Genomic DNA, 14,714 nt, shown 5'->3' with positions numbered 1-14,714 from the left:
CCTAGCGGCGCAGGGCCGGATCGGCCTCGAGGGCCTTGACGAGGTTCACCAGCGCTTCCTGTGTCGCCCGGTTGGCCGACAGCGAGTGGTTGTTCTTGAACTCGTCGTACTCGGCGTGCCCCTTGCCGATGCCCTTGACTTCGGTGACGGCCGCGCCGGCCGCGTCGGTGACCTTGCAGACCAGTTCGATCGAGAAGTCGGTGGGCGGCCAGGTGAGGGCGCTGCTCGACGACGAATTGGTGAAGATCTTCGGCAGGATCACGAGTCGCAACGGGCTGCCGGCCGCGGCGGCCTCGTTGGCCGACTTCATCTTCGTCACGTTCGCGAACACCTCGGACAAGGCGCGGTACAGCCCGGGGTCGAGGTCGGCGTAGGGCTTGTAGCTCACCTTGTCGCCGCCGCCGCCGCCCGAGGTCACCTCGCGCTGCGCGTCTTCCGGCGCAATGAAGTAGCCGACCGACTTGCCGATGCGTGACGTGCCCGAGGCCTTGATCTGGTTCGCGTCGACCGGACCCACCGTGATCGGGTGGGCACAGCCGGTGAACAGGGCCGAGACGCCGAGGGCCAGGGCCAGCAGGATCTGTTGGATGCGCATGGAACGGCTCCCGATCAGCGGATGGCGGCCAGGAAGTCGGCGTCTGCGTACAGCGCCGCGAGCATGTTCTGCACCAGCACCGGGTACTGTTGCGCGGCCTTCGGAATCGCGGTCGCACCGGCGAACGAGCCTTCCCATTCGGCCGTGCCGCGCTTGGTCTTCTCGTATTTCACCTGGCCGTCGCGACGCACGATGAAGCGCGCCTCGACCTCGCCGCTGTTGGTCGAGAAGCCGCCGGCAGCGATGTCGTTCTTCAACAGGACGCCGGTGATCTCGATCGTGGCCTTCGGGTCGAGCCGCTTGGCGAGGTCGAGTTCGGACTTCAGCGCGTCGGCGAGGTACTCGGCGTAGCTGCCCTTGGTCGTCGTCATGTCGGCAGCGCGCAACTGGATCGACGTGGCGGTCTTCAGGCCGGCCTGCACCGTGAAGGCACCGACCGCCACCGGCGTGCTGCCGGCCGCCTTCAGCGTGCTGACGTTGGCGATGGACGGCTGGAACGCCGGGGCGGTCGTCGAACACCCGCTGACGAAGACGGCAACGGCGGCGCTGGCCGCCAGCACCAATGCGGAACGAAACAAGCTCATGGGACTGCTCTCTGGTTGTGATGGATGGAGCGCGCCCTCCGACGCGCGGGCGGATTTTCACAGGGAACGCCGGTTCCGCCGCGATAATCGCGACCCGGGGCAAACCCGCATCACGCCACCCACAGGAGATCCACCGTGATCGTTCGCGCTGTTCTGGCTGCCATCGTCGTGCTGGGGCTGGTGTTCGCCGTGTCCAGTTGCGGCACCATCGAATCGGGCAACGTCGGCATCCGCACGACGCTCGGCAAGGTCAGCGCCGACGAGGTCGAGCCGGGCATCTACCTCGGCATCCCGGGCATCAGCCGGGTGCAGGAGTTCTCGGCCAAGGAGATCGGGCTCGACCTGAACGACCTGACGCCGAAGGCCCGCGACAACCTGTCGCTGCGCGACCTCGACATGACCGTCTACTACCGCGTCACGCCCGGCTTCGTCGCCGACCTGTACGTGAAGTACGCCGGCCAGCACACCCGCGACGAAGGCAGCCGCGTCTACCTGCCGGCCTACGCGCTGCTGCAGCGCGTCGCGCGCAACGCGATCTACCAGCAGGCCTCGCACATCGACAGCCTGGTGATGCACACCCAGCGCGAGGAGCTGGCGCAGGCGGTGCGCAAGTCGCTGCAGGGCGAGCTCGACGCCAACGACAAGGGCGTGTTCCAGATCACGCGCGTCGTGATCCGCTCGCTGACCACCGACCCGGCGATCGAGAAGGCGATCCAGGATTCGGTCGCGGCGCAGAAGCAGCTCGAGACGACGAAGCAGCGCATCGCGATCGCCGAGGCCGAGGCGCAGGTGGAGGTCAAGAAGGCCGAGGGCATCGCGCGCGCCAACCAGATCATCAACCAGAGCCTGACGCGCGAGTACCTGCAGCACGAGTCGAACCTGGCGCTGCTGAAGTTCGCCGAGAAGGGCGGCACGACCACCGTCGTGCTGCCGGCGAACATGCAGACGGCGCCGCTGATCAACATCGGCAAGTGAGCGGCGCGATGTCGGTGATCGGCGAATTCGACCTGATCGCGCGCTGGTTCACGCGGCCGGCGCGACGCGCGGCGCTCGGCGTCGGCGACGACTGCGCGCTGCTGAACCTCACGCCCGGCATGCAGCTCGCGACGTCCAGCGACATGCTGGTCGAGGGGCGGCATTTCCTGTCGACGGTCGCGCCGCAGCGGCTCGGCCACAAGGCGCTGGCCGTCAACCTCAGCGACCTGGCCGCCTGCGGCGCGCAGCCGCTCGCGTTCACGCTGGCGCTGGCGCTGCCGCGCATCGACGAGGCGTTCCTCGAAGGCTTCTCGCGCGGCCTGCTGGCGCTGGCCGACGCGCACGGCTGCGAGCTGGTCGGCGGCGACACGACGCAAGGCCCGCTGAACCTGTGCATCACGGTGTTCGGCGAGGTGCCGCCCGGGCAGGCGCTGCTGCGCTCGGGCGCGCGCGACGGCGACGAGATCTGGGTCAGCGGCACGCTCGGCGACGCGCGGCTCGCGCTGGAGGTGTTTCGCGGCAGCGTCGCGCTGGCCGGCGACGGCTTCGAGCAGGTGCGCGCCGCGATGGAGCTGCCGACGCCGCGCGTCGCGCTTGGCATCGCGATGCGCGGCATCGCGACCAGCGCGATCGACGTCTCCGACGGGCTGCTCGGCGACCTCGGCCACATCCTGAAGCGCTCGAACGCCGGCGCCACGCTGCAGGTCGATGCGCTGCCGCGCAGCGCGGTGCTGGCCGCGCAGCCGCTCGCGCTGCAGCGCAACTGCACGCTGGCCGGTGGCGACGACTACGAGCTGGTGTTCACCGCGCCGCCGTCGCAGGCCGCCGCCGTTCGCGCCGCCGCGCAAGGCGCCGGTGTCGCGGCGACGCGCATCGGACGCATCGAGCCGGCCGCGCACGGCCTGCGGCTGGTGGACGGCGACGGCGCGGCGGTCGACCAGCGCTTCGCGGCCTTCGATCATTTCAAGCCATGACGCCCGCGCCCCATCCCGATCCCGCTCGCGCGCCCGAACCGTCGCCGCCGCTGCGCCCGGCACCGCGCCGCGCGACCATCGGCTTCATGTTCCGCCACCCGGCGCACGTCATCGCGCTCGGCTTCGGCAGCGGCTTGTCGCCGGTCGCGCCCGGCACGGTCGGCACGCTGTGGGCCTGGCTCGCGTTCGTCATCCTGCAGCCGCACCTGGGCGACCTGCAGTGGCTGCTGCTGCTGACGGTCGGCACGGCGGTCGGCTGGTGGGCCTGCACGGTGACCGCGCGCAACCTGAATGTCGCCGACCCGGGCAGCATCGTCTGGGACGAGGTGCTGGCGTTCTGGGCCGTGCTGTGGCTGGTGACGCCGGCCGGCCTGCTCGCGCAGGCGGTGGCCTTCGGCCTGTTCCGCTTCTTCGACGCGGTGAAGCCCGGCCCGGTCGGCTGGGCCGACGGCCGCTTCAAGCTGCGCCGCGGCCAGCCGATCGGCTGGGCGCAAGGCTTCGGCATCCTGTTCGACGACTTCGTCGCGGCGCTGTGCGCGCTGCTGGTGATCGCGCTGTGGAGGTTCGTGTGAACGAGTTCGAGCCGGCGGTGCTGGCGCTGGCGCGCGTGCTGCGACAGCGCGGCGGCTCCATCGCGACGGCCGAGTCCTGCACCGGCGGGCTGATTGCCGCGGCCTGCACCTCGGTCGCCGGCTCGAGCGACTGGTTCGAGCGCGGCTTCGTGACCTACAGCAACGACGCGAAGACGCAGATGCTGGGCGTGCCGGCGGCGCTGATCGCGCAGCACGGTGCGGTCAGTGAAGAGGTCGCGCGCGCGATGGCCGAAGGTGCGCTGCGGCACTCGCCGGCGCGCTTCGCGGTCGCGGTGACCGGCATCGCCGGGCCGGGCGGCGCGGTGCCGGGCAAGCCGGTCGGCACCGTGTGGCTCGCGTGGGCGCAGCGCGACGGGACGACGCAGGCCGAGCGGCTGCTGTTCGCCGGCGACCGCACGGCGGTGCGCGGGCAGACGGTGTCCCAGGCGTTGATGCGCTTGCTGCAGGCGGCGTCGTGAGCATCCTGCTGGCCGCCGACTTCGACGCCGCGGAGTGGGCGACCTGGCTGCCGGCGCTGCAAGCGGCCCTTCCCGGCGAGACGCTGCTGCGGGAGCGAACCGGCGACGACATCGACATCGCGATCGTCGCCAACCCGCCGGCCGGTGCGCTGCACGGCCTGCCGGGGCTGAAGCTGGTGCAGTCGCTGTGGGCCGGCGTCGACAAGCTGCTGCGCGACCCGACACTGCCGGCCGACGTGCCGCTCGCACGCATGGTCGATCCGGCGATGAATGCCGCGATGGCCGAGACCGCGCTGTGGGCGGCGCTGGCGCTGCAGCGCGGCTTCTTCGACTACGCGTTGCAGCAGCGCGCCGGCGTGTGGCGGCAGCACGGCCAGCGGCGTGCCGACGAGACGCGCGTCGCGGTGCTCGGCCTCGGGCAGATGGGGCAGGCGGTGGCCGCGCGGCTGGCGCAGCAGGGGTTCATCGTCGACGGTTGGCGCACGGGCAGCGGCCCGGTCGATGGCGTGCTCGCACAGGCCGACATCGTGATCAGCCTGCTGCCGCTGACCCCGGCGACGACCGGCTTCTTCGACCGCACCCGCTTCGCGCAGATGCGCCGCGGCGCGAGTTTCGTGAACCTGGCGCGCGGTGCGCAGGTGGTCGAAGCGGACCTGCTGTCGGCCCTCGATGACGGGCAACTGTCGCGCGCGGTGCTCGACGTGTTCGCAACCGAACCGCTGCCGGCAGCGCATCCGTTCTGGCAGCACCCGCAGGTGACGGTGTTGCCGCACGTCGCGGCGCAGACCGATCCGCGCAGTGCCGCGCAGGTGGTCGCCGCCAACATCCGTGCACTGCGCGCGGGACAGCCGCTGCAGCACCTGGTCGACCGGCAGCGGGGTTACTGAGACGCTCAGGCCCTCAGAACGAGCGACACCTTCGACGCCGGCCCGCCGCGCACCGTCCCCGGGGCCGGTGCCGCCTGCTGCGTGACCTGCTGCATCACCATCAGCACCAGCCGGCGCAGCCCCTGCCACGGCTCGAACGGCCAGTCGGCGTGCTTCAGCCCCTTGACCAGGCCGTCGCAGACCTGCGCCGCCTCGACCAGCTGCGACAACCCGTCGTCGCTCAGCAGCGGCGCAGCGCGTTCGAACAACCGCTCCTTCGTCCCCCAGACCCGCGCATCGCGCAGCGCGAGCGCGAGCGGCTTGCCGGCGTTCATCGCGTCCTTCACGCGACGCAGCGCCAGGATGTCGTTGGCCAGCGTCCAGTGCACCAGCACCGCCGCCTCGCCCTCGGCCTCCAGCCCATCGAGCATGCGCAGCGCGCGGCCGACCTGGCCGGCCAGCACCGCCTCGCCGAGCTTGAACACGTCGTAGCGGGCGACGTTCAGCACCGCCGATTCGATCTGCTCGAAGCCCAGCTCGCCCTGCGGGTACAGCAGCCCGAGCTTCTGCACCTCCTGGTGCGCGGCCAGCAGGTTGCCTTCGACACGGTCGGCGAAGAACGCCAGCGTCTGCTGCCCGGCTTCACCGTCCTGCACGCGCTGGCCCTGCGCCGCGAGCCGCTGCGCGATCCAGGCCGGCAGCGCGCGGCGCTCGATCGGGTCGACGCGCAGCGTGACGCCGGCCGCATCGAGCGCGACGAACCAGCCGCTGGTCTGCTGCGTGCGGTCCAGCTTGGGCAACTGCACCAGCGTGACCACGTCGTCCGACAGCGTCTCGCAGTAGCGCTGCAGCGCCTGCGAGCCGTCCTTGCCCGGCTTGCCGGACGGGATGCGGATGTCGATCAGCTGCTTGTCGGCGAACAGGCTCAGCGCCTGCGAGGCCCCGAGCAGGCTGCTCCAGTCGAAGTGCGCGCCGGCGACGGTGTGCACCTGGCGCTCGGAATGGCCGGCCGCGCGCGCGGCGGCGCGGATCAGGTCGGCGGCCTCCTGCGCGAGCAGCGGCTCGTCGCCATGGATCGTGTAGATCCGCTTCAGGCCCTGGCGCAGGTGAGTGGGGAGTTGGTCAGCTCGCAGCTGCATCGGCGGGGGAAGTTCGTGTGAAGGGTCAGACGGACTGGACCGACGCCAGCCGGCGCAGCACCTGCGAGGCGATGTCGGTCTCCATCGCGCGGTAGAGCAGCGTCTCTTCGTGCTCCTTCGCCAGCGCGATGCTCTCGTTGTAGGTCATGTCGCGCGCCAGCAGGATTTCGCTGGCCGGGATCAGCTCCTTGCCCATCGGCGTGCGCAGCCGGAAGCTGAAGCGCGAGCGCAGCTGGACTTCGAGCACCTGGCCGGCGGTGCCGGACGACACGACGCCCTTCTCGCGCACGTCGTTCAGCGCCTCGAGCACCACCTCGGCCTGCGACGCGGCCTCGACGACGCGCGTCGCGTTGACCGACTGCAGCGCGCGGCGCAGGTCGCCGGCCAGCGGCGACTGCGGCTTGAAGCCGGTCAGCTGGATGGCCTTGAAGTGCAGCTCCGGCGCGCGGCGCAGCTCGAAGCCGCAGCCGGCCAGCGCGGCGGCGAAGGACAGCAGGACCGTGCGGCGTTGCATCGTGTGCTCAGACCACCACGTTGACCAGCCGGCCCGGCACCACGATCACCTTCTTCGGCGATTTGCCTTCCGAGAACTTGACGAAGTCCGGGCTCGCGACGGCGGCGGCCTCGATCGCGGCCTTGTCGGCCCCGGCCGCGACGGTGATCGCACCGCGCGTCTTGCCGTTGACCTGCAGCACCAGCTCGATCTCGTCCTGCACCAGCGCGGCCTCGTCGACCTGCGGCCACGGCGCGTCGAGCAGGTCGCCCAGGCCCTTGGCATAGCCGAGGTCGGACCACAGCTTCCAGGTGATGTGCGGGCAGGCCGGGTACAGCGCGCGCAGCAGGATGCCGAAGCCTTCGCGCACGACGGCCGGCGCATCGCCCTTGAAGCCTTCGAGCGCGTTCAGCAGCTTCATCGCGCCGGACGCCACGGTGTTGTACTGCATGCGTTCGTAGTCGTAGCTGACCTGGCGCAGCAGCGTGTGCACCTCGCGGCGCAGCGCCTGCGCGTCCTTCGGAACGGCGCCGGCCACCTCGCCGGCCGCCGTGATCAGCGCGGTGTTCTTCGCGCCGAACGCCCACAGCCGGCGCAGGAAGCGGTTCGCGCCTTCGACGCCCTGGTCGTTCCATTCGAGCGTCTGCTCCGGCGGCGACGCGAACATCACGAACAACCGCGCGGTGTCGGCACCGAACTTCTCGATCAGGTCCTGCGGATCGACGCCGTTGTTCTTGGACTTGGACATCGTCGTCCAGCCCTCGTACACGACCGGCTTGCCGCTCTCCTTGTGCACCGCCGACAGCACGTGCGCATGGTCGTCGCGCTCGATCTCGAGGTCATGCGCCCAGAAGTAGTCCTTGCCGGCGCCTTCGTGCGTCAGCGAGAAGGCCTCGTTCAGCACCATGCCCTGCGTCAGCAGCTTCGTGAACGGCTCGTCGACCTTGACCAGGTGCAGGTCGCGCATCACCTTGGTCCAGAAGCGCGCATACAGCAGGTGCAGGATCGCGTGCTCGATGCCGCCGATGTACTGATCCATCGGCATCCAGTACTGCGTGCCGGCGCCGACCATCGCCTTGTCGTTCGACGCGTCGCAGTAGCGCATGAAGTACCACGAGCTGTCGACGAAGGTGTCCATCGTGTCGGTCTCGCGGCGCGCCGGCTTGCCGCAGGTCGGGCACGCGACGTTCAGGAAGTCGGCACGCTTGTTCAGCGGGTTGCCGCTGCCGTCGGGCACGACGTCTTCCGGCAGCACGACCGGCAGGTCCTTCTCGGGCACCGGCACCGCGCCGTGCTCGTCGCAATGGATGATCGGGATCGGCGTGCCCCAGTAGCGCTGGCGGCTGACGCCCCAGTCGCGCAGGCGCCAGGTGGTCTTCTTCTCGCCGAGGCCCTTGTGCGCCAGCGCCGCGGCCACCGCGTCGACCGCCTTCGCGTGGTCGAGCCCGCTGAAGTTGTCGGAGTTGATCGTGATGCCGCGCTGCTTGTCGCCGTACCACTCCTGCCAGTGGTCGTAGCTGAAGTGTTCGCCGTCGATCGTGACGACCTGCAGGATGTTCAGCCCGTACTTCTTCGCGAACGCGAAATCGCGCTCGTCGTGCGCCGGCACGCCCATCACCGCGCCGTCGCCGTAGCTCATCAGCACGTAGTTGCCGACCCACACCGGCACGTCTTCGCCGGTGATCGGGTGCTGCACGACCAGGCCGGTCGGCACGCCCTTCTTCTCCTGCGTCGCGAGCTCGGCCTCGGTGGTGCCGCCCGCCTTGGTTTCCTCGATGAAGGCTGCGACCGCCGGGTTGGTGGCCGCCGCGTGCACGGCCAGCGGGTGCTCAGGCGCGACCGCGCAGAAGGTCACGCCCATGATGGTGTCGGCGCGCGTCGTGAAGACGTACAGCCGGCCGCCGCCGACCGGCTGGCCGTCGGTACCGGCGATGCGGTGCGGGAACGCGAAGCGCACGCCTTCGCTGCGGCCGATCCAGTTCTCCTGCATCAGCTTCACGCGCTCGGGCCAGCCGGGCAGCTGCTCCTGCACGTAGTCGAGCAGCTCGCCGGCGTACTTCGTGATGTTCAGGTAGTAGCCGGGGATCTCGCGCTTCTCGACCGGCGCGCCGGAGCGCCAGCCCTTGCCGTCGATCACCTGCTCGTTGGCGAGCACGGTCTGGTCGACCGGGTCCCAGTTGACGACCTGGGTGCGGCGTTCGGCGATGCCGGCCTTCAGCATCTTCAGGAACAGCCACTGGTTCCAGCGGTAGTAGGCCGGCGAGCAGGTCGCGATCTCGCGGCTCCAGTCGATGGCCAGGCCCATCGCCTGCATCTGCCGCTTCATGTAGGCGATGTTGTCGTAGGTCCACTTCGCCGGCGGCACCTTGTTCTTGATCGCCGCGTTCTCGGCCGGCAGCCCGAAGGCATCCCAGCCCATCGGCATCAGGACGTTCATTCCCTTCATGCGCAGCTGGCGCGTCAACATGTCGTTGATCGTGTAGTTGCGCACATGGCCCATGTGCAGCTTGCCGCTCGGGTACGGCAGCATCGAGCAGGCGTAGAACTTGGGCTTGCTGGCGTCTTCCGTCACGCGGTAGGCGTCGGCAGCGGTCCACGCGGCCTGGGCGGCGCGTTCGATCTCGGTGGGCTTGAAGTCGGGAGTCATCGTTACGGCGCCGTGGGTGGCTCGGGGGGCGAGGGGCGATTATAGGAACCGGCCCCGTCTTTCCGCCGGCTGGCCGCCGACGCAGGCGGTACGTCCGTCTTGGAATCAATCCGGCTTCGCTGCCCACTCAGCCATCACCAGCAACCTTCGTCGTCACAGAGAGTCGTACCCCATGACCACCAGAGCCGCGCCCAGCATCGGAACTCATCGCACGCCTGGTGCAGACACTCGGACCGAAGATGGGGCGCGCAAGCCGGCGTCGTCCGCCAAGTTGAAGGAGTCCCGCAAAGCTGCGAAAGACCTGGAGGTCAGCCTTGTCGACTACGGCCCACTGACCCCGTTCATGCTGGCGCTGTCGTCGGCGATCGCAGGAGGAGGCGCGACATGGCCGGATCTGCAACGGGACATGTCCGCGCACCTGTCGCAGGTGCCTCCGTCGCTCCAGCTTTCCTTCAGGGATGCGGTTGCGAAGGCTGGCGCCACCACCAGGCTTCCCGGCAGCCCGGCCTACATCAATGCGTTGAAGCAGCTCAGGACATTGACCATGATGCTGAGCATCCTGTACCTCCAGGGCTAAGCCCGGTCCGCCTCGGCCTGCTTCAGCCAGTCGAGGAACCAACGCGCGGCCGGCCCCGGCGGCGCATCCTTGCGGTGCACCGAGCGCATCGAGAACGACGGCGGGTTGAACGGCAGGCCTTCCACCTCCAGCGTCACCAGGCTGCGCTGGGCCAGATCGGCCTCCACCTGCGGACGCGGCATGTGGCCCCAGCCGAAGCCGGCACGCAGGAACGCATGCTTGGTGCCCAGGTCGGCCAACCGCCAGGTGATCGGCGACACGACACCGTAGTCGCGCCCGTCCGTCATGCGCGAGCGGTCGGTCAGCACCAGCTGCACATGCTGCTCGATCACCGCGCGCGGGATCGGCCCGTCGTGCGATGCGAGCGGGTGCGTCGGCGCCACCACCGTGACAGCGGCCACGTCGAGCAGCGGCTGCGATTCAAGTGTGTCGGGCACCTCCGGCAGGCTGCCGATCACCGCGATGCGGCACTGCCCGTCGAGCACCGGCTGCAGGATCGCCCCCATCGCATCGACATGCAGCCGCAGCGGCGTGCCGGGAAATTCGTGGCGGAACGCGCCGACCGCCTGGGTCAGCCAGTCCATCGGAAACAGCGCATCCATCGCGACCGACAGCTCCGGCTCGAGCCCGTCGGACAAGCTCTTGGCGCGCGCCTTGAAGCCGTCGACGCCGCGCGCGACGATGCGCGCGTCGGCCAGCAGCGCGCGGCCTTCGTCGGTCAGCGTCGGCAGGCGGCCGCTGCGGTCGAACAGCATCACGCCGATCTGGCGCTCCAGCTGCGCGATGGCCTGGCTCACCACCGACTGGGTGCGGTGCAGCTTGCGCGCCGCTCCTGAAAAACTACCTCGTTCGACGCAGGCGATGAAGATCTTCAGCTGGTCGAAGGTGACAGGGTCACGCATGGGACGGCAAGGCTCCGGGGATCAGAACGGCAACGACAGGTAGTACTGACCCAGCTCGGTCAGCTGGCCGTCATGACCCTTGACGAGCAGGCTGGTGTAGTGGTCATCCTTCTCCCAGCGGCCGGTGAACCACGCATAGCGGAAGACGTCGGCCCGGCTTTCGAGCAGGGCGACCATCTCCGCCATCTGGGCCTTCTGCTTGGCCACGGTGTCGATCGCCGCCGAGCCGTCGCCCTCGTGCCAGTTCGCGAACTCGGTGACCCAGAACGTCTTGCCGTATTTCTTCAGGCGGTCGAGCTGCGCGGCCAGGCCGTAGTCGTACCAATGGAATGCCAGCATGTCGATGCGCGGATCACGCCCGCCGTTGGCATTTCGGTAGGCGGCGTAGAAGGCATCCATCCAGACGACAGGGTCCGTGAAGCCGGTCAGGGTGCCCCAGGTGATCTGCGGGCCGACGATCTTCACACCGGTTTTCGTCGCCAGCGCCTCGAGGCGCGGCCAGGCCGCTGCCGCATCGGACGGCGTTGTCGTCGCTTGGCCGTAGAGGTTCGGCTCGTTGATCACCAGCAGGTACTTGTACTGCGGGTTGGCCTTCAGCAGCGTCTCGATCTCGGCGTCGTTGAACGCGAAGTTCCATGCCATCGGCACGAAGTCGGTCCCCGTGGGCGGGGTCACCGCCGGGCGGGGCGACCAGTTGTACCACCAGGACACACCCGGCGCGAGCGCGTTCAGGTCGCCGGTCGTCGCCAGGTCGTAGGCGATGCCGCGCTTGAAGCTCTTCGAGGCCGGTGCCGGTGCAGGTGACGGAGAGGGCGCCGGGGCCGGCGAAGGCGGGGTGCCGCCCACCGGTGCCGGCGACGGCGATGCATCGCTGCCGCCGCCGCAAGCGGCCAGCGCCGCGGTGGCTGCGGACGCCAGGCTGGCGCCGATCAGGCGCCGGCGCAGCCGGCTGTCGAGGTCAGGGTGATCGTTCATCGAAAACTTTCGCTTGTTCCAACGTGCTGGCAGTCGTTCGCCGATGGGGGAAACCGTGTTGCAGTTCGCATGCCACGGCCGCCGAACCCCGAAGTGGAACCGTTTATCACTTGCATCTGACGCAAACCGTCGATGCGCAGGCCAAACTTTGTCGGGCGCCTCGCGCCGTGCCGACGCAATGCGCATCCCTCTTCGGAGGGCGGTGTATTTCAGGGAACTTTCACGACCGAGTCACGCCACACGAAGGTCGGCTCGAACATGTGGGTCACCGGCAGCGTGCTGCCGTAGCAGGCGTTCAACAGGTAGCGCGACGCGTTCGACACCACGTCCTGGATCGGAATGCGCACGCAGGTGAGGCGGGGGTTGCTGTACGACGCCGGCTCCGAATCGTCGTAGCCGACCACCGACACCTGCTCGGGCACGCGCAGCCCGGCGTGCTGCAGGCGCGAGATCGCCGCGATCGCCATCACGTCGTTGGCGCCGAACAGCCCGGTGAACGGCACGCCGCGTTCCAGCAGCTGCGAGGCCGCGCGCCAGCCGCTTTCGGAGCTGAAGTCGCCCTCGACCTGCGGCACCGTGTCGCGCGCGATGCCATGGGCCGCGAGCTCGCCGTAGAAGCCCGCCAGCCGCGCCTCGTTGTCGGGCGCGGAATTCGGCCCCGAGATCACCGCGATCTGCCGGTGACCGTGGCTCAGCAGCGCCTGCGCCGCGAGCTGCCCGCCCACGCGGTGGTCGGCCGAGAAGCACTGGGCCTCGAGCGTCGGCACCAGCCGGTTCAGCACCGCCAGCCGCGGCTGCAGCCGGTGCAGCGCGAGCAGGTCCTCGTCGAGCAGCTCGTTGCTCTGCAGCATCAGGCCGTCGCATTCGCGCTGGATCAGGAACGCCGTGCCGTCCAGCGCCTGCTGGCGGCGGTCGCCGTGGCCGCAGCCATTCGCGGCCACCATGTGGCGGTCGAACTCGCGCAGCTCGGCGTCCATCGTCTGCAGGATGCGGCCGTAGAACGGGCCGCTGAAATCGGGCACGAAGACGCCGACCATGCCGAGCGTGCGCGACGACAACGCCCGCGCGAGGCTCGACGGCCGGAAGCCGAGCTGGCGCACCGCGCCCTGCACCCGCTCCACCGCCGCCGGCGACGCCGAGCCGCGGCCGGAGATCACCCGCGAGGCGGTGCCGACCCCCACACCCGCCAGCCGCGCCACGTCCTTGATGGTTGCCATTCGTTGCCTGTGAAAGAGCCTGCGCAAGAGAACGCTGCAGGAGAACCGCTTCCCCGAACCGGGAATCATAGGAGCCACCCGCGCTCACGTTTCCTGCCCCCGGCCCTTTACTCGCTTGACGCCCATCCGACCGGGTTTTCCCCAATGCCGGTTGGCGGCAGAGATGCTGAAATGCGATCCGCTCTTTGGAACCGGTTCCAATTGGGCTGGCATTGTAGTGCCTGGACGATCCGTCAAGTCAAGCAGCAGTTGCGAAAGGTGTGGAGTGAGTACGAATTCGGCGAAGTACAGTGCAGTGCAGTTGGAGATTCCCGCGGATTCCAGGCTCTGGTCGCCCGACTTTCTATTTGGTACCGCCACCGCGTCTTATCAGATCGAAGGCGCCATCCATGAAGATGGCCGCATCCCGTCGATCTGGGATACCTATTCGAACACCCCCGGCATGGTATTGAACGGGGACACCGGCGAGTTTGCCTGCGACCACTACCACCGCTGGCCGCAGGACCTGGAAATCATTCAGGAACTGGGCGTGCAGGCCTATCGCCTGTCGATCGCCTGGCCGCGCGTGATGGACGCGAACAACCGGCCGAACCCGAAGGGCCTGGCCTTCTACAAGCGGCTGCTGGAAGCGCTGAAGGCCAAGGGCATCCAGACCTACGTGACGCTGTACCACTGGGACCTGCCGCAGTGGATCGAGGACCGCGGCGGCTGGACCAACCGCGAGGTGGTCTACCACTTCGCCGAATACGCCGACCTGGTGAGCCGCGAGTTCAAGGGCCTGGTGACGGCCTGGGCGACGCTGAACGAGCCGTGGTGCTCGGCTTTCCTGGGCTACGCCGTCGGCCGCCATGCGCCGGGCCGCCGGAACCTGCGCTACGCGACGCAGGCGATGCACCACCTGCTGCTGGCACATGGCACCGCGGTGGCCGTGCTGCGCCGCAACGACCCGGACGCACAGGTCGGCATCGTCGCCAACGTCGGCGCCGCGGTGGCCGAGACGCCGTCGCCGCAGGACCAGGATGCCGCCTACCTGTTCGAGGTGCAGCACAACCGCTGGATCCTCGACCCGCTGCTGAAGGGCAGCTACCCGGCCGACCTGTGGCGGCTGTGGCCCGGCGCCGAGCCGCTGGTGCTCGACGGCGATATGCAGACGATCGCCGCGCCGCTCGATTTCCTCGGCATCAACTATTACTTCCGCACGCAGGTGAAAAGCGACGGCCGCCATGGTTTCATCGAAACCGAAATGCCCGGCGTCGAGCGCACGCAAATGGGTTGGGAGGTTTATCCGCAGGGGCTGGCCCGTTTGCTGAAGGGCTTTCATGCGAGTTACAAGAACCTGCCGCCGATCTACATCACCGAAAATGGCATGGCGTCGGACGACAAGGTCGTCGACGGGCGCGTGGCCGACCCGTCGCGCATCAGTTTCATCAGCCGCCACCTGCTGGCGGTCGACGACGCGATGCGCCACGGCGTGGATATTCGCGGGTATTTCATCTGGTCGCTGCTGGACAATTTCGAATGGGCGTATGGGTATGAACGCCGCTTCGGGATCGTCCATGTCGACTACGAGACCCAGGCGCGCACCTGGAAAGACAGCGGCCGGGTCGTGCAGGCCTTCATGAAGGCGAGACAGCCGAAGGCCTGAAACCGCGTTCACCGAGTCACCCGGGGAGCCGGGTTGTTCACCCCCAATGAGCCGGAGTGCTCGAGTTTCACCAC

15 protein-coding genes are annotated in these 14,714 nt (G+C 69.0%); 7 read left to right on the top strand and 8 right to left on the bottom strand.

The genetic code is table 11. From position 1 onward, the window contains the following. Position 1 precedes the first annotated feature (1 nt). Together ASC98_RS27680 and ASC98_RS27675 are read right to left on the bottom strand one after the other, a co-directional pair. Entirely contained in the window at positions 2 to 595 is a 594-nt protein-coding gene (locus ASC98_RS27680; RefSeq protein WP_056813460.1) for a hypothetical protein, read from the bottom strand. A gap of 14 nt (positions 596 to 609) precedes the next feature. Beyond that, positions 610 to 1,179, bottom strand: coding sequence for a hypothetical protein (locus ASC98_RS27675; RefSeq protein ID WP_056813457.1), 570 nt, complete (start codon positions 1,177 to 1,179; stop codon positions 610 to 612). A 135-nt stretch (positions 1,180 to 1,314) separates the two neighbouring features. Between ASC98_RS27675 and ASC98_RS27670 the strand changes: the two genes are divergently transcribed. From ASC98_RS27670 to ASC98_RS27650, 5 genes are read left to right on the top strand one after another with little or no spacing between them, the layout of a single operon-like run. Then, complete coding sequence (locus ASC98_RS27670; RefSeq protein WP_056813455.1) at positions 1,315 to 2,154, top strand: SPFH domain-containing protein; 840 nt, start codon at positions 1,315 to 1,317, stop codon at positions 2,152 to 2,154. 17 nt (positions 2,155 to 2,171) lie between these two features. Beyond that, on the top strand, positions 2,172 to 3,128 hold the full coding sequence (gene thiL, locus ASC98_RS27665; protein ID WP_056813799.1) for a thiamine-phosphate kinase: 957 nt from the start codon (positions 2,172 to 2,174) through the stop codon (positions 3,126 to 3,128). Then, positions 3,125 to 3,700: a phosphatidylglycerophosphatase A gene (locus tag ASC98_RS27660; RefSeq protein ID WP_056813452.1), complete on the top strand. Its 576-nt coding sequence runs from the start codon at positions 3,125 to 3,127 to the stop codon at positions 3,698 to 3,700. The genes thiL and ASC98_RS27660 overlap by 4 nt, the downstream gene beginning before the upstream one ends. Beyond that, positions 3,697 to 4,179: a CinA family protein gene (locus ASC98_RS27655; RefSeq protein ID WP_056813449.1), complete on the top strand. Its 483-nt coding sequence runs from the start codon at positions 3,697 to 3,699 to the stop codon at positions 4,177 to 4,179. Before ASC98_RS27660 ends, ASC98_RS27655 begins: the two co-directional genes overlap by 4 nt. Next, complete coding sequence (locus ASC98_RS27650; protein WP_056813448.1) at positions 4,176 to 5,066, top strand: glyoxylate/hydroxypyruvate reductase A; 891 nt, start codon at positions 4,176 to 4,178, stop codon at positions 5,064 to 5,066. Before ASC98_RS27655 ends, ASC98_RS27650 begins: the two co-directional genes overlap by 4 nt. Before the next feature lie 5 nt (positions 5,067 to 5,071). On the opposite strand, the gene holA is transcribed toward ASC98_RS27650, so the two are convergent. The 3 genes from holA to leuS are packed head-to-tail and all read right to left on the bottom strand — an operon-like array spanning position 5,072 to position 9,324. After that, entirely contained in the window at positions 5,072 to 6,184 is a 1,113-nt protein-coding gene (holA, locus tag ASC98_RS27645) for a DNA polymerase III subunit delta (RefSeq protein WP_056813445.1), read from the bottom strand. Between the two features lie 25 nt (positions 6,185 to 6,209). Beyond that, a complete protein-coding gene (gene lptE / locus ASC98_RS27640) occupies positions 6,210 to 6,698 on the bottom strand; it encodes an LPS assembly lipoprotein LptE (protein ID WP_056813438.1) in 489 nt (162 codons plus the stop codon). A 7-nt stretch (positions 6,699 to 6,705) separates the two neighbouring features. Then, a complete protein-coding gene (leuS, locus tag ASC98_RS27635) occupies positions 6,706 to 9,324 on the bottom strand; it encodes a leucine--tRNA ligase (protein WP_056813435.1) in 2,619 nt (872 codons plus the stop codon). A 172-nt stretch (positions 9,325 to 9,496) separates the two neighbouring features. Between leuS and ASC98_RS27630 the strand changes: the two genes are divergently transcribed. Continuing rightward, complete coding sequence (locus tag ASC98_RS27630; RefSeq protein WP_056813432.1) at positions 9,497 to 9,901, top strand: hypothetical protein; 405 nt, start codon at positions 9,497 to 9,499, stop codon at positions 9,899 to 9,901. On the opposite strand, the gene ASC98_RS27625 is transcribed toward ASC98_RS27630, so the two are convergent. The 3 genes from ASC98_RS27625 to ASC98_RS27615 all read right to left on the bottom strand — a co-directional run bounded on the left by ASC98_RS27625 (position 9,898) and on the right by ASC98_RS27615 (position 12,995). Further along, the gene (locus tag ASC98_RS27625) at positions 9,898 to 10,803 is read right to left on the bottom strand and encodes a LysR family transcriptional regulator (RefSeq protein WP_056813429.1); all 906 of its coding nucleotides are present in this window, start codon (positions 10,801 to 10,803) and stop codon (positions 9,898 to 9,900) included. The two genes, ASC98_RS27630 and ASC98_RS27625, sit on opposite strands and share 4 nt — an antisense overlap. A gap of 21 nt (positions 10,804 to 10,824) precedes the next feature. Beyond that, complete coding sequence (locus ASC98_RS27620; protein ID WP_082541895.1) at positions 10,825 to 11,778, bottom strand: glycosyl hydrolase; 954 nt, start codon at positions 11,776 to 11,778, stop codon at positions 10,825 to 10,827. Positions 11,779 to 11,987: 209 nt separating this feature from the next. Then, positions 11,988 to 12,995 carry a LacI family DNA-binding transcriptional regulator gene (locus tag ASC98_RS27615; RefSeq protein ID WP_056813427.1) on the bottom strand — a complete coding sequence of 336 codons (1,008 nt, stop codon included), beginning with the start codon at positions 12,993 to 12,995 and terminating at the stop codon, positions 11,988 to 11,990. A gap of 265 nt (positions 12,996 to 13,260) precedes the next feature. Between ASC98_RS27615 and ASC98_RS27610 the strand changes: the two genes are divergently transcribed. After that, positions 13,261 to 14,640 carry a GH1 family beta-glucosidase gene (locus ASC98_RS27610; protein ID WP_056813424.1) on the top strand — a complete coding sequence of 460 codons (1,380 nt, stop codon included), beginning with the start codon at positions 13,261 to 13,263 and terminating at the stop codon, positions 14,638 to 14,640. The last annotated feature ends 74 nt before the right edge of the window (positions 14,641 to 14,714 follow it).

The sequence above is a fragment of the Rhizobacter sp. Root1238 genome (assembly GCF_001425825.1).
Taxonomy (GTDB): Bacteria; Pseudomonadota; Gammaproteobacteria; order Burkholderiales; family Burkholderiaceae_C; genus Rhizobacter.
Note: the sequence above shows the minus strand (reverse complement) of the source record. Positions and strands in the feature narration are given on the sequence as shown.

Coding starts and splice junctions, on each gene's coding strand:
- ASC98_RS27680 (WP_056813460.1), bottom strand. CDS start 595: ATGCGCATCCAACAGATCCTGCTGGCCCTGGCCCTCGGCGTCTCGGCC.
- ASC98_RS27660 (WP_056813452.1), top strand. CDS start 3,125: ATGACGCCCGCGCCCCATCCCGATCCCGCTCGCGCGCCCGAACCGTCG.
- ASC98_RS27675 (WP_056813457.1), bottom strand. CDS start 1,179: ATGAGCTTGTTTCGTTCCGCATTGGTGCTGGCGGCCAGCGCCGCCGTT.
- ASC98_RS27620 (WP_082541895.1), bottom strand. CDS start 11,778: ATGAACGATCACCCTGACCTCGACAGCCGGCTGCGCCGGCGCCTGATC.
- holA (WP_056813445.1), bottom strand. CDS start 6,184: ATGCAGCTGCGAGCTGACCAACTCCCCACTCACCTGCGCCAGGGCCTG.
- ASC98_RS27630 (WP_056813432.1), top strand. CDS start 9,497: ATGACCACCAGAGCCGCGCCCAGCATCGGAACTCATCGCACGCCTGGT.
- ASC98_RS27625 (WP_056813429.1), bottom strand. CDS start 10,803: ATGCGTGACCCTGTCACCTTCGACCAGCTGAAGATCTTCATCGCCTGC.
- lptE (WP_056813438.1), bottom strand. CDS start 6,698: ATGCAACGCCGCACGGTCCTGCTGTCCTTCGCCGCCGCGCTGGCCGGC.
- leuS (WP_056813435.1), bottom strand. CDS start 9,324: ATGACTCCCGACTTCAAGCCCACCGAGATCGAACGCGCCGCCCAGGCC.
- ASC98_RS27615 (WP_056813427.1), bottom strand. CDS start 12,995: ATGGCAACCATCAAGGACGTGGCGCGGCTGGCGGGTGTGGGGGTCGGC.